Consider the following 13,192-nt stretch of genomic DNA (forward strand, 5'->3'; position numbering starts at 1 on the left):
GCGGCGGAGGGGCCGCTCACCATGAGCACCGTGCTCACGCCGGCGCCGGAGCTTGCGGCGGCGCCGGCGGGAGGGTGCGGCCGATGCCCTGGGCCGCGACGCGCAGCGCGGCCACGAGCCGCTGCTGCTGGCGGCGCAGGTCCGGCACGACGATCCCGAGGGCCGCGACGACCTCGCCGCCGGGGCCGCGCACCGGCACCGCCACCGAGCAGGCGCCGGCGCTCATCTCCTCGGCGGTCGTGGCGTACCCGTCGGCCCGGACCCGCCGCAGCTGCTCGAGGAGCCGGTCGGGGCGCACGACGGTGTACGGCGTGATCCGGGTCAGCGCCCCGAGCGCCGCGGCCAGGACGTCCGGCTCGGCGTGGGCGAGCAGCACCTTGCCGACCCCGGTCGCGTGCATGGGCAGCCGGGAGCCGACCTTGCTGACGATCGGCACCGTCGCGTTGCCGGAGATCCGGTCCACGTACAGCGCCTGGGCGCCGTCGGCGACCGCGAGGTGGACCGTCGCGAGCGTGGCCGCGTACAGGTCGTGCAGGAACGGCGAGGCGGCCTCGCGCAGGCCGGTCGGCACCGGGGCGAGCAGGCCGAGGTCCCACAGGCGCCGTCCGATGACGTACTCCCCCGTGGCCCGGCGGTGCAGCGCGCCCCACCGGCACAGCTCGCCGGCCAGCCGGTGCGCGGTCGTCAGCGGCAGCCCGGCCCGCCGCGCCAGCTCGCTCAGCGTCAGGCTGCGGTGGTCGCCGTCGAACGCGCCGAGCACGTCCAGCGCCCGCGACGTCACGCTCGCCGTCACCCGCCACCTCTTCCGCTCATCGGAAACCGACTCTCGCACCAACCCCGGCGCCGTGTCTATGGTGCCGGGGTGGGTGACCTGACCGGAGTCGTGCTGGCCGACGTACCCGACCGGCCGCTGCTGCTGCTCGGCCCGTCCCTGGGCACGTCGGCCGAGGCGCTGTGGTCGCGCTGCGTGGACGAGCTGGGGGGCGCGTACCACGTCGTGGGCTGGGAGCTGCCCGGGCACGGCCGCGGCGCCCCACCGACGGCCGCGTTCGGCGTCGCCGACCTGGCCCGCGGGGTGCTCGGCCTGGCCGACCGGCTCCGGCCCGGGGCCGCGTTCGGCTACGCCGGGGTCTCCGCCGGCGGCGCCGTCGGGCTGCAGCTGCTCCTCGACGCCCCGCGGCGGGTCACCGCCGCGGCGCTGCTGTGCACCGCGGCCCGCATCGGCGAGGCCGCGGGCTGGCACGAGCGCGCGGCGACGGTCCGGACCCGGGGCACCGCCGCGCTCGTCGAGGCCTCCGCCGGGCGCTGGTTCGCCCCCGGCTTCGCGGCCCGGGAGCCGGTCGTCGCCGGCGCGCTGCTCGACGCCCTGCGCGCGGCCGACGCGGCCGGCTACGCCGGGGTGTGCGAGGCGCTGGCCGGCTTCGACGTGCGGACGCGGCTGGCCGGGATCGACGTGCCGGTCGTCGCCGTCGCGGGCGGCGACGACCGGGTCACCCCGACGGCGGGCCTCGCCGAGATCGCCTCCGGGGTCCGGCACGGCCGCCTCGTCGTGCTGGACGGGGTGGCCCACCTCGCCCCGGCCGAACGTCCGGCGGCGGTCGCGGCGCTGCTGCGTGAGGTCATTTGACCGCGATGGGGTTGACCGGGGCGCCGACCGCGCCGGTGACGGGGATCGGCGCCGCGGTCAGCCAGCAGTCGTAGACACCGTCGGCGGCGCAGTCCTCCGCGAGCGCGTCGAGGTCCCACATCTCGCCGATGAACAGCCCGATGTGCGGGATGGCGACCTGGTGCAGCGGCTGGAACGCGGCGTCGAACTCGTTCGGCCGCACCTCGAAGCCCCACGTGTCGGTGGCGATCGCGGCGATCTCGGTTCGGTGCAGCCAGCCGGCGGTGGTGAACGACAGCCCGGGGGCGGCCCCGCCGTCGTAGTCGCCCCAGCCGTCGCGGCGGGCCCGGGTGAGCTGGCCGGTGCGCACGAGGACGAGGTCGCCGCGGCCGACCGCCGCGGAGGGACCCTGCCGCACGGCCGTGGCGCGCAGGTGCTCCTCGGTGATGGCGAACCCGTCGGGCAGTTCCCCGCCGCTGCCGAACGCGCGCCCGACGTCGAGCAGGACCGCCCGGCCGGCGATGACGTCCGCGACGGTCTCGATGCCGGTGACCCTGTCGCCGAGGCTGGTGACCACCTCGCCGGCCGGGCGGCCGTTCCAGGCGAGCCCGTGGTCGAAGATGTGCCCGAGCCCGTCCCACTGGGTCGAGCACTGCAGCGGCATGCTGATGACGTCGTCGGCGCCGCCGAGCCCGTGCGGGAAGCCCTGGATGCCGGCCGCCGCATCGGTACCGGTGTCGAGCATCGTGTGCACCGGGTTGGTCCGCCGCCGCCAGCCCTTCTGCGGCCCGTCCATGTCGAAGCGCTGCGCCAGCGAGAACGACACGCCGCGCCGCACGAGGGCCGCGCCCTGCCGCCGCTTCTCCCCGGTGAGGAAGTTCATCGTGCCGCGTACGTCGCCGGCGCCCCACCGGTTCCAGTTGGAGCACTCTGCGGCGGCCGCGCGGATGGCGCCCTCCGGGTCGGTGCGGTCGAGGCTCATGCCGACACCTCCGCCTCGCATAGGGGCCGGGCCGCTCATGCGCGGGCTCCGAGGACGTCGGCGATCCAGTCGGCGATGAAGACGCTCACGTGCGGGAGGTGGTCGAGGCCGATGTGCTCGGCGCCGCCCTCGGCCGCGGTGAAGACGCGCAGCTCGCGCCGGGGGCTGTTGACGGCCTGCTCGTAGGAGCGGTGCGCGTACCGCAGCGGGATCTGCCGGTCGTTCTCGCCGTGCACGACGAGGAACGGCACCGCGATCCGCTCGACGACGCCGTCGAGGTTCACCGCCTCGGCCTTGCCGATGAACGTGTCGAGGTCGGTCTCGCCCCAGACCCACAGCACGTGGTCCCAGTAGTGCGGGACCGGGTTCTCGCCCTCGCGCTCCAGCCGGCGCCGCTGCACCGCGCCCCAGTCGTGGTTGGCGCCCCACGCGACGCACAGCGCGAGCCGCGGCTCGAACGCGGCGGCGCGGGGCGCGTAGTAGCCGCCCAGCGACCAGCCGACCAGGCCGATCCGTCCGGGGTCGACGTCGTCGCGGCCCTGCAGGTAGTCGACGCAGGCGGCGGCCCAGTCCTCCGTGGACGCCCGCGCGGTCAGGCCCTGCAGCCGCAGCGCCTCGCCGCTGCCGGGGCAGTCGACCATGAGGGTGGAGATGCCCCGGGCGGCGAGCTCCTCGGCGAACCTGGAGGCGTACATGTGCTCCTTGGTCGAGTCGAGGCCGTTCCACATGACGATGCACGGCGCGGTGCCGCCGGCGTTCGTGAAGTACGCGGGCAGCGTCGTGCTCTCGAACGGCACGGCGACCCGGGTGGTGGCCGGGTCGATCAGGTCGAACACCTTCTGCTGCAGGTCGAGGCAGCGGCGGTACACCACGTTGCGGTCCGGGGCGTGGGCGCGCTGCATCCGTTCGGCCTGGACGAGATAGTTGGTGGCGCGGCGGTACTTCTGCCCCGCCGTACGCCGGTGCCCGGCCTTCTCGTCGGCCCCGGCCTGCGCGGCCAGGTCCTCGGCGACGGCGGTCCAGGCGGCCATGAACTCGCGGGTGCCGACGTCGGACCCCCGCGCGGCCAGCTCCCGGATGGGGCGGCAGGCGCGGTCGACCTCGTCGATGAGGCCACCGCTGTTGAGGGTGGCGACGACGCCCAGGTTCCACACGTAGTTGCCGGGGAAGTACTCGAACACGGTCAGGCCTTTCGGAGAGCGTCGGACACGGACTTGGCGCCGCCGTGGCCGGATGCGCCGCCGTCGACGGGGATCTCGGCGCCGGTGACGAAGGCGGCGGCGTCGGTGAGCAGGAACCGCACGACGGCGGCGACCTCGGCGGCGGTGCCGGCGCGGCCCAGCGGCGTCTCGGCGATGGCCGCGGCCCGGAACGCCGCCGGGGCGGAGGCGGTCATCGGCGTGTCGATGAAGCCGGGGTGCACCGCGTTGACCCGGATGCCGCGCGGGCCGAGCTCGAGGCTCGCCGCGCGGACCAGCCCGCGCACCGCCCACTTGCTTGTCGTGTAGGCCACCGGGTAGTGGCCCTGCAGGGCGGCGAGCGAGCCGACGACGACGATCGACGCGCCGGGCGGCATGAGCGGGGCCAGGGCCTGGATGCCCAGCAGCGGCCCGAGGACGTTCACCGCATGGACGCCCGCGAACGCCTCGGCGGTCACCTCGCCGAGGCGGGCCCGGAGGGTCGTGCCGGCGCAGTGGACCAGGCCGCGCGGCGGGTCGGCGCGCAGCTCCCCGGCGAGCGCGGCCCACGCCGACGCGTCGGTGACGTCGAAGGGGCGCACGCCGTCGGCGGGCGCGACGTCGAGCGCGATCGCGCCGGGGAGGGCGGCGGCGACCGCGGCCCCGATGCCGGAGGCGGCCCCGGTCACGACCACGCTCACCGGCGGCCGCCGGGGCGGCGGAACGCGGGCAGCGGCGGGGCCGGCGGGGCGACGGCGACCGTGTTGGTGAGGGTGCCGAGGCCCTCGACGGTGAGCGTCACGACGTCGCCGGGCCGCAGCGGCGGCGGGGCGGCGGCGCCGTGGCGGCCCCACAGCTCGGCCAGGCAGCCGCCGTTGCCCACGGTGCCCGAGCCCAGGACGTCGCCGGGCACGACGCGGCTGTCGCGGGCGGCGTAGGCGAGCAGCGTCTCGAACGTCCAGCCCATGTTGGCCAGCCGGTCGCGGCCGACCTCGACGCCGTTGACCGACGCGGTGCAGCGCAGGTCCAGGAAGCCGTCGGCGTCGCGCCGGCCCTCGAGCTCGTCGGCGGTGACGATCCACGGGCCCAGGGTGGTCGCGAAGTCCTTGCCCTTGGCCGGGCCCAGGCGCACCTGCATCTCCCGGCTCTGCAGGTCGCGCGCCGACCAGTCGTTGAGGATGGTGTACCCGAAGATCGCCCCGGGCCCGACGACGGCGGCGACCTCCAGCTCGAAGTCGCGGGCGGCGCACGCGGCCGGGAAGGCGGCCGCGTCGTCCGGGCCGATGACGGTGTGCGGGTTGGTGAAGTAGAACGTGGGGGCGTCATACCACGCGTCGGGCACTCCGCGGGCGCCGTCGACGCTTCGCCGTACACCTTCCACGTGCTCTTCGAAGGCCACGAAGTCCCGGATGCTCGCCGGCCGGATCGGCGCCAGCAGCCGCACCTCGTCCAGCGGGACGCCGTCGAGCCGCAGCGCCCGCTCGCCGGCCTCCAGCGCGGCGTCGAGGCCGAGCGCGACGACGCCGCGCATGTCGAGGCCGTCGAACGGGTGGACCCGCTCGACGGCGACGACACCGGCGCGGTCCCGCCCGGCGTGGCGGTAGGTCGCGAGCCGCATCAGACCGCGCCCATCAGACGGGGGGAGCGACGAAGACGCCGCGGTCGGGGTCGTTGAACGACCGCTTGGCGACGAACTCGCTCATCGGGTTCGCGGTGCCCCACTGGTCGGTGACCATCGGGTCGGAGAAGTCGTAGAGGTGCGGGTGCCAGGTGTCCTCGTCGAGCTCCTCCAGCTCGGTGGTGTACTCGACGGTGTTGCCGTGCGGGTCGAGGAAGTAGCTGAAGGTGTTGTTGCCGGCCATGTGCCGGCCCGGCCCCCAGACCTTCTCGACGCCGGCGCGCAGCAGCCGCCCGGTGCCGCGCATGTACTCGTCCAGGCCGCGCAGCTCGAACGAGGCGTGGTGCAGCGACACGTGCGGGCCGCGGGCGATGGCGAGGCTGTGGTGGTACCGGTTCGTGCGCAGGAACCACATCACCGAGCCCAGGTGCGGCGAGGTGAGCGTGTCGGACAGCGCGAAGCCGAGGTGCCGCTCGTAGAACGCGACCGTCGCCTCCGGGTTCGGCCCGTTGACCACCACGTGGGAGAGCTTGACCGGGATGGACTCGCCCTCCTCGACCTTGCGGTGGACCCGGACGGCGACGTCGCTGGAGACCTCGACCGTGCGCCCGTCGACGTCGAAGAAGCGGAAGCCGTACCCGCCGCCGGGGGTCTGCAGCGGGCCCGGCTCGCCGACGAGCCGCACACCGTCGCGGCCGAGCCGCTCGGCGAGGGCGTCGACGTCGGCCGCGTTCGCCGCGCCGAAGGAGATGAGGTCGAGGCGCTTCTCGCCGGCCCGGCGCAGGCGCACCGAGTACTGCTCGGGCGAGCCGGCGGCGGCGAGGAAGGCGATGCCGTCGCCGGTCGTCTCCGGGGTCAGGCCCCACATCGTGGTGTAGAAGTCCAGCTGCCGGTCGTAGTCGGGCACGGCGAGGTCGACGTGCCGCAGGTGCGTGATGAGCCGCTCTGACATCGGTTTCCTTACGCGGGTTCGCTGACGAGGTGGGCGATGCGGGCCATGAGGCCGGGTACGTCGCCGCGCTCGCGGTCCAGCAGCCAGCGGGCCAGCTGCAGCGAGGCCTCGACGACCGTCCTGGCCCGCTCGTACCGGCGGTCGGTGAACGCCTGCCACAGCGTGTCGTCGAGCCGGTCGGCGCCCAGGAGGAGCTCGGCGAGCACGGCCGCGTCCTCGAGGGCCTGGGCCGCGCCCTGCGCGAGCGTGGGCGGGCAGGTGTGGGCGGCGTCGCCGATGAGCACGGCCCGGCCGCGGTTCCACGGGGCCGGCAGCACGTGGCTCTCGAACCGGGTGTAGTTCACCCGGGACGGGTCGGTCAGCAGCGGGCGGATGTCGTCCCACGGGCCGTGGTACGCCTCGGCCAGGCCGCGCATGACGGCGAGGGACTCCTCCGGGCCGAGCGCGCTGCGGTCCTGGGCCTCCTCGACCACGTACGCGTACAGCGAGCCGGCGCCGGTCGGGCAGTACCCGGCGATGTAGCTGGGGCCGCCGTAGTACAGGTCGGTGCGGGTCACGCTCGCGGGCCGCGGCGTGAACGCCCGCCAGATGCCCATGCCGACGGGTCGCGTTGCCAGGTCGATGCCGAGCGCGCCGCGGGTCCAGGAGCGCACCCCGTCGGCCCCGACGATCAGGTCGTACCGGGCCGTGGACCCGTCGGCGAACGTGACGCCACCGTCCGGGTCCAGGCCGGTGCAGGTGGTGGCGTAGCTGACCTTGGCGCCCGCCGCGACCGCGCGGTCGGTCAGGATCCGTGCCAGCGCCGGCCGGTACATGCCGACCGTGGCCGGCAGGTCCGGGCCGCCGGTGCGGTGGTCGGTGAGCTCGGCGATGAGCGTCCCGTGCGGGTCCGGCGCGCGCAGCCCCAGGGTGTCGAACCCGTAGCCCTCCGCCCGCACCTGGTCCCAGACGCCGAGCCGGCGCAGGACGCGCAGGGCGTTGCCCTGCAGGGTGATGCCGGAGCCCACGGCGCCGGCGCCGGGCTTGATGTCGACCAGGTCGACGGAGACGCCGCCCTCGGCGAGGAGAATCGCGGTCGCGGTACCCGCGGCCCCGGCGCCGATTACGAGCACGTTACGAACTGCTGGCATGGGCACAACTGTGCGAGATCACCCGGGTATCAGGTAGCCAGCACTTGCTGATGGTGGGCATCACCGGTGTTTATGCTGGGCCGATGACGGCGGACCGGGTCCTGGCCAACCTCGACCTGAACCTGCTGGTCAGCCTCGATACGCTGCTGCGCGAACGCAACGTCACGCGCACCGCGCAGGCGCTCGGGGTCAGCCAGCCCGCGGTGAGCGCCGCCCTCGCCCGGCTGCGCCGCCACTTCGGCGATCCGCTGCTCAACCGGGTCGGCAACCGCTACGAGCTGACGCCGCTGGCCGCGCAGCTGGCCGTCCTGACCGCGCCGGCGCTGGCCGGGGTGCGCCGGGTGTTCGACGCGACGGCCGAGTTCGACCCGAGCTCGCTGGTCCGCGAGTTCACCGTGGTGAGCTCGGACTACGCCGCGACCGTGCTGGGCCCGCACGTCACCCGCCGGCTCGCCGAGCAGGCCCCCGGGGTGCGGCTGCACCTGCGCCAGACCTCGCCGGAGGCGGTCGACCACGCCCCGGACACCCTGCGCACCGCCGACGGGCTGATCATCCCGCACGGCTTCCTCACCGACCTGCCGTACCTGGACCTCTACACGGATCACTGGGTGTGCATCGTCTCGGCCGGCAACCCGGACGTCGGCGACGCGCTCACGCTGCGCCAGCTCGGGGAGATGGGCTGGGTCGTGCTGTTCAACGGGCCGACGGCGTTCGCGCCGGCCGCCCGGCAGCTGAGCATGATCGGCGTCGAGCCGCGCGTCGAGGTGGTCGTCGACGGGTTCCTGCCCATGCCGTTCCTGGTCGCCGGGACCAACCGGGTGGCGCTGATCCAGCAGCAGCTCGCCCGGCGCCTCGCCGAGCCGGCCGGGGTGCGGGTGCTGCCCTGCCCGTTCGAGGTCGTGCCGCTCACCGAGGCGCTGTGGTGGCACCCGATGTACCGCAACGACCCGGCCCACGCCTGGCTGCGCTCCGTCTTCGCGGCCGCGGGCGCGGAGCTCGGCGGTGCCCATCAGCCCGGCTGATGGCGACCATCGGCGATTCGCACTTCCTCCGGGCGGCCCCGCGTGCCGATAGTGCTCGCACTCCGTCGCCGCCCCGAAAGGCGTCCCGCCATGTCCGCACCCCGTCAGGCCGGTCGGGTCCAACTCGCCCTGCTGCTGGCCGGAAGCTGCCTGTCCGTGCTCGGCGCCGTGCTCATCGCCCCGGTACTGCCCCAGATGCAGGACCGGTTCGCGGCCGTGCCCGGCGCCGATGTGCTCGTGCCCGTCGTGCTCACGGTGCCGGCCCTCGTCATCGGCCTCACCGCCCCGTTCGCCGGCGTCGTCGTCGACCGCCTCGACCGCAAGCGGCTGCTCATCGTGGCCATGTTCGTCTACGCGATCGCCGGCACCGCGCCGCTGTACCTGCCGTCGCTCGGCGCCATCATCGCGAGCCGCGTGCTCGTCGGCCTGTGCGAGGCGGCGATCATGACGTGCTGCACCACGCTCATCGCCGACTACTGGACGGGGCCGCGCCGCAGCCGGTACCTCGGCCTGCAGACGCTCGTGGCGACCCTGTCCGCGACCGTGTTCCTGGCCGTCGGCGGCGCGCTCGGCTCATCCGGCTGGCGGACCCCGTTCTGGCTCTACGCCGTCGCCGTCCCCCTCGCGGTACCCATGATCCGCTCCCTGTGGCAGCCCGAGCGCCCGGCCGCGGCGGCCCCGCAGCGGCGGTTGCCGCCGCTGCCCTGGCGCACCCTGCTCGTCCCGTGCCTGGTGACCCTCGTCGGCGGCGTCGTGTTCTACGCCCTCATCGTGCAGCTGTCGTTCGTCCTCGACGACATCGGCGTGACCGCGACCGCGACCATCGGCGCCCTCAGCGCGGCGATGTCGCTGGCCACCGCGGCCGGCTCGGCGTCGTTCGCGAGGCTCTCCGGGCGCACGCCCCGCCAGCTGCTGCCGATCGCCTTCGGGGTCGCCGCGGCCGGCCTGGCCGTCGTCGCGCTCAGCCCGGACATCCCCGTCGTCACCGTCGGCGCGGTCATCACCGGCGCCGGCACCGGCCTGCTGCTGCCGGTGCTCGTCACCTGGGCCATCAACCGGCTCGAGTTCGCGCAGCGGGGCCGCGGCACCGGCCTGTGGACCGGCTTCCTGTTCCTCGGCGAGTTCCTGTCCCCGCTGCTGATCGCCGCGTTCGGCGCCGCCGCCGGCGGCCTGCAGCCGGCGCTCGGCGTGCTCGCCGGGATCTCCGCCGTGCTCGCCGTCGCCACCCTGCTGCTCCCCCGCGGCGCGGCCCCGCTCGACCGTACCGACACGCTCGCCGTCCCCGCCGAGGCGTCGGCGGGCCCCCATGCATAGCTACCTCGGAGGGAATTGTTCCGCCGCAGCCGCGGGCGCAGTGTCGAGGGTATGACGAACCAAGCGGTCCACACGCTCGACACCGCGCCCGGCTGGGCCCGGCCGCAACTGGCCCACCTGCAGGAGGCCTTCGGGTTCGTACCGAGCACGGCCGCGGCGATGGCGGACTCGCCCGCGCTGCTGCACTCCTTCTTCGCGGCGTTCGGTCACTTCCGCGGCGAGACCCCGTTCACGCCGGCCGAGCGCCAGGTGCTGCTGCTGCTGTCGAACGCCGTCGCCAACGTATGCACCTGGGCGATGGCCTTCCACACGCTCGAAGCGCTCCAGGACGGGGTGCCGCCCGCCGACGTCGAGGCGATCCGGCGGCGGCGGTCCCCCGCCGACCCGCGGCTGCGGGCCCTCTCCGCGCTGACCCGGGCGCTGGTCGCCAAGCGCGGCCGGCTCGGGGCGGCGGACACGGACGCGTTCGTCGCGGCCGGCTTCGACCGGGCCCGGGTCCTCGACGTGGTGGCCGGGGTGGCGATCTCCACGATGACCAACTACACGGCGACGTTCGCGGACGCCGCGCTGCAGGATCAGTACCGCGAGCACGCGTGGGACCCGGAATACTGAGGCGATGACCGTCGGCCCGCTCCTCAAGCGCTGGCGAGCCGCCCGCGGGCTCAGTCAGCTGGCGCTGTCCGCGGAGTCGGCCGTCTCGCTGCGGCACCTGTCCTTCATCGAGACCGGCCGCGCGAGCCCGTCCCGGGCCATGGTGCTGCGGCTGGCCGAGGTGCCCGCGCCGGATGTTCCACCCGGACGGCGTCCGGGAACACGTGCAGAACTGGCCCGACGTGTGCGAGGCCCTGGTCCGCCGGGTGCGGCGCGAGGCGGTGGGCGGGGCCACCGACGAGCGGGCCCAGCACATCCTGCGGGAGGTGCTGGCCTACCCCGGTGTCCCCGCCTCACTGCGCTCCCTGGACGTCACCGTGCCGGTCCTGCCGGTCGTGCCGATCTGGTACGCCCGCGACGGCCGGCGCCTCGGCTACTTCTCGACCGTGACGACGCTCGGCACGGCGCAGGACGTCACCCTGCAGGAGCTGCGCATCGAGTGCTTCTTCCCGATGGACGACACGACGCGCGACCACGCCCGCGCGCTCGCCCGGTGAGCGGCGGTCACCGGCCCACCGCCGCGACCGTATACCTGCCGCCCGGCACGGTGAGCTGGACGTAGCCGTCGGCGAGCGCCGCCTGGTACCCGTGGCCGTGCCCGTGCTCCCACACGACACGGCCGTTCACGGTCACCACGGTCCGGGCGGTGGCCGGCACGGCGATGGTCCCGGTGGTACCCGCCGGCGTGTCCGCCTGCAGGGCCACGAGCTGGCCGAACAGGATCGAGGCCCAGCTCGCGGTGATGGTGCCGTACTGCGTCGGTACCGCACCCTGGGCCCAGGTCAGGCCGCCGGTGTGCGGCTGGATGCGCCAGGTCGCGTACCCGGGGCCGACCGGGCTCACGCCGAGCACCTGCTCGGTGAGCTGGACGGTGGGCGAGGCGGCCCAGCCGTGCGCGAGGCTCGCGGTGGCGCGGTTGACGCCGCCGCTGGAGTTCTTGAACTCCCACAGCCCGCCGGTGTACAGCGGGTTGCCCGGGTCCACCATCGGCCCCCACGTGCGGCGCATCAGCTCGAGCGCGCCCGTGGTGTCCTGCACGGCGAAGCGCCCGGCCGTCTCCATGCCGTTGCCGAACGGCTCGATGGTGTGCCCGGTCGGGTCCTGCAGGCCCGGCCCGAGGATCGCGCCGTACGGGGTCCACAACCGCCGCAGCGCGTCGAGCACGCTCGCGCGGCGCTCGGCCGGGACGATGCCGTACTGCAGCGCCAGGGCGTTGGCGTCCTCGACGAGCACGTCGGGGTGGTCGCTGCTCTGGCCGTAGGCGCCGAGGGCCGGGCTCCACAGCCGCTCGTTGACCGCGGCCTTTATCGCATCGGCCTTGGCGTCGTCGGCGGCGGCCGCGTCGGCCGAGCCGAGGCGGCGCTCCAGCCACGCCATCTCGCGCAGCAGGACGTGGTAGTCGATGCTGTACTTGGTGACCTCGCCGGTCTGGGTGGCCTGCCAGAAGTCGCGGTCGTTGGACACGACCAGATGGTTGGCGTCCAGGAACGTGTCGTTGTAGGCGAGCTCCCGGCGCAGGGCGGGCAGCGCGGCGGTGGCGTAGGCGGCATCGCCGGTGTACCGGTAGTAGTCGATGACGGCGCGGGCCCCGTAGCCGGAGTAGTTGTTCGAGTAGAACAACGGCGACCCGGCCGGGTTCCGGCCCTTGCCGAAGTCCGGCGACCCGGGCAGGGCCCCGTCGGCGCGCTGCGTGGCGAGCAGCACGTCGAGCGAGGAGCGCACGGCGTCGGCCCCGGGCGGCCCGAGCGTGCTGATCGCGGTGGGCGCCTGCACGAGCAGGTCGCCGGTCCAGATGCTGCGGTCGCGCTTGGCCCCGTCGTAGATGCGGGTCTCGGGCAGGCCGTTGAGCCCGGCCGGCTTGATGTCGAGCTGCAGGGTGTAGGCGCCGGAGTACCACATGCGGTTGAGCTGGTCGTCGCTGGACAGGAACCAGCCACGGTAGTCGGCCGGGGTGGCGCGGTACGCCTGGAAGTCCACGCCGGCCCCGGCGATGGTGACGGAGCCGGGGGTGGCCAGGGTCAGCAGGATGAACCGGAACCCGCCGTGGAAGCCGCCGGTGAGCCGGCCCGCGGCGGTGGGCTGGAACGTGTCCGGCCCGCCGACCCCGGCCAGGCCGCGCGACTCGTCGGAGGCGGGCGCGCCGGGGCTGGTGGTGACGGCCGTCCCGGCCGGCACGTCCTGCGCCAGCGCCGGGCCGACGGTGACGGTCGCGGCGGTGGTGTCGAAGGCGGTGATGGTGCTGGTCTGCGCCGTCGCGCCGGTGCCGAACGTGATGGTGTTGCCGGCCTCCAGGTTGGCCGCGGAGGCGAGCGTGACCACGGTGGCGCCGGCGGTGGCCGGGGCGGCGACGGTGGTGGCGGCGGGGCGGCGCAGGTACTGTCGCGCCTCCCCGGTGACGAGGGTGAGCGTCGGCGCGCCGGTCACGGCGGTGACGTCGATGCCGGGCGTCCCGGCGATGTCACGGCCGAAGTCGAGCAGGACCGAGGCGGGCGTCGCCCCGGCGACGGTGGTGAGCGTGGCGGCCCGGCCGTGGCCGGACACGAGCGCGTCGGGCCGCGTGACGTCGCCGCGGCCCTCGGCCCGCACCGGGGTCACGGTCGGCGCCGCCGGCCCCAGGACGTACCTGTGCCACGCCGGCTCCGGGGCGGCGTCGGCCGCCGCCGGCGTGGCGACGACCGTGGTGGCGCCGACCGCGCAGGCGACGAGCAGGCGGGTGAGCTTGGATCGATGCATCGAGAC

Annotated in this window: 13 protein-coding genes and 1 pseudogene; 6 read left to right on the forward strand and 8 right to left on the reverse strand. The window is 75.0% G+C overall.

Annotated features, from left to right (window positions below; genetic code table 11):
* Positions 1-34: 34 nt before the first annotated feature.
* Positions 35-793, reverse strand: coding sequence for an IclR family transcriptional regulator (locus AB0B76_RS34645; RefSeq protein WP_360383260.1), 759 nt, complete (start codon positions 791-793; stop codon positions 35-37).
* Between the two features lie 69 nt (positions 794-862).
* Here AB0B76_RS34645 and AB0B76_RS34650 point away from each other — a divergent pair, with 69 nt between their 5' ends.
* Positions 863-1,627 (forward strand): alpha/beta fold hydrolase, encoded by a 765-nt coding sequence (locus tag AB0B76_RS34650; protein WP_360383262.1) that lies wholly within the window; start codon positions 863-865, stop codon positions 1,625-1,627.
* On the opposite strand, the gene AB0B76_RS34655 is transcribed toward AB0B76_RS34650, so the two are convergent.
* Genes AB0B76_RS34655 through AB0B76_RS34680 form a run of 6 tightly spaced genes read right to left on the reverse strand, consistent with a single transcriptional unit; the run spans position 1,620 to position 7,466 of the window.
* The gene (locus tag AB0B76_RS34655; protein ID WP_360383264.1) at positions 1,620-2,588 is read right to left on the reverse strand and encodes a cyclase family protein; all 969 of its coding nucleotides are present in this window, start codon (positions 2,586-2,588) and stop codon (positions 1,620-1,622) included. The two genes, AB0B76_RS34650 and AB0B76_RS34655, sit on opposite strands and share 8 nt — an antisense overlap.
* A 35-nt stretch (positions 2,589-2,623) precedes the next feature.
* Positions 2,624-3,769 carry an alpha/beta fold hydrolase gene (locus AB0B76_RS34660; RefSeq protein WP_360383266.1) on the reverse strand — a complete coding sequence of 382 codons (1,146 nt, stop codon included), beginning with the start codon at positions 3,767-3,769 and terminating at the stop codon, positions 2,624-2,626.
* Between the two features lie 2 nt (positions 3,770-3,771).
* Entirely contained in the window at positions 3,772-4,467 is a 696-nt protein-coding gene (locus AB0B76_RS34665) for an SDR family oxidoreductase (protein ID WP_360383268.1), read from the reverse strand.
* Entirely contained in the window at positions 4,464-5,384 is a 921-nt protein-coding gene (locus AB0B76_RS34670; protein ID WP_360383270.1) for a fumarylacetoacetate hydrolase family protein, read from the reverse strand. Before AB0B76_RS34670 ends, AB0B76_RS34665 begins: the two co-directional genes overlap by 4 nt.
* Positions 5,385-5,397: 13 nt before the next feature.
* On the reverse strand, positions 5,398-6,336 hold the full coding sequence (locus AB0B76_RS34675) for a VOC family protein (RefSeq protein ID WP_360383271.1): 939 nt from the start codon (positions 6,334-6,336) through the stop codon (positions 5,398-5,400).
* 8 nt (positions 6,337-6,344) lie between these two features.
* Positions 6,345-7,466 carry an FAD-dependent monooxygenase gene (locus tag AB0B76_RS34680; protein WP_360383273.1) on the reverse strand — a complete coding sequence of 374 codons (1,122 nt, stop codon included), beginning with the start codon at positions 7,464-7,466 and terminating at the stop codon, positions 6,345-6,347.
* A gap of 83 nt (positions 7,467-7,549) precedes the next feature.
* On the opposite strand from AB0B76_RS34680, the gene AB0B76_RS34685 reads away from it, so the two are divergent.
* The 5 genes and pseudogenes from AB0B76_RS34685 (at position 7,550) to AB0B76_RS34705 (ending at position 10,950) form a co-directional block, all read left to right on the forward strand.
* On the forward strand, positions 7,550-8,488 hold the full coding sequence (locus AB0B76_RS34685; protein ID WP_360383277.1) for a LysR family transcriptional regulator: 939 nt from the start codon (positions 7,550-7,552) through the stop codon (positions 8,486-8,488).
* 90 nt (positions 8,489-8,578) lie between these two features.
* Positions 8,579-9,802 (forward strand): MFS transporter, encoded by a 1,224-nt coding sequence (locus tag AB0B76_RS34690; RefSeq protein ID WP_360383279.1) that lies wholly within the window; start codon positions 8,579-8,581, stop codon positions 9,800-9,802.
* 51 nt (positions 9,803-9,853) lie between these two features.
* Entirely contained in the window at positions 9,854-10,414 is a 561-nt protein-coding gene (locus AB0B76_RS34695; protein ID WP_360383280.1) for a carboxymuconolactone decarboxylase family protein, read from the forward strand.
* A 4-nt stretch (positions 10,415-10,418) separates the two neighbouring features.
* Positions 10,419-10,517: pseudogene (locus tag AB0B76_RS34700) on the forward strand (transcriptional regulator); the annotation flags it as partial.
* 70 nt (positions 10,518-10,587) lie between these two features.
* The gene (locus AB0B76_RS34705; RefSeq protein WP_360383281.1) at positions 10,588-10,950 is read left to right on the forward strand and encodes a hypothetical protein; all 363 of its coding nucleotides are present in this window, start codon (positions 10,588-10,590) and stop codon (positions 10,948-10,950) included.
* 7 nt (positions 10,951-10,957) lie between these two features.
* On the opposite strand, the gene AB0B76_RS34710 is transcribed toward AB0B76_RS34705, so the two are convergent.
* Positions 10,958-13,186, reverse strand: a complete 2,229-nt coding sequence (locus AB0B76_RS34710) for an alpha-L-rhamnosidase C-terminal domain-containing protein (RefSeq protein ID WP_360383283.1) — start codon at positions 13,184-13,186, stop codon at positions 10,958-10,960.
* Positions 13,187-13,192 lie beyond the last annotated feature (6 nt).

The sequence above is a fragment of the Dactylosporangium sp. NPDC049140 genome (genome assembly GCF_040648435.1).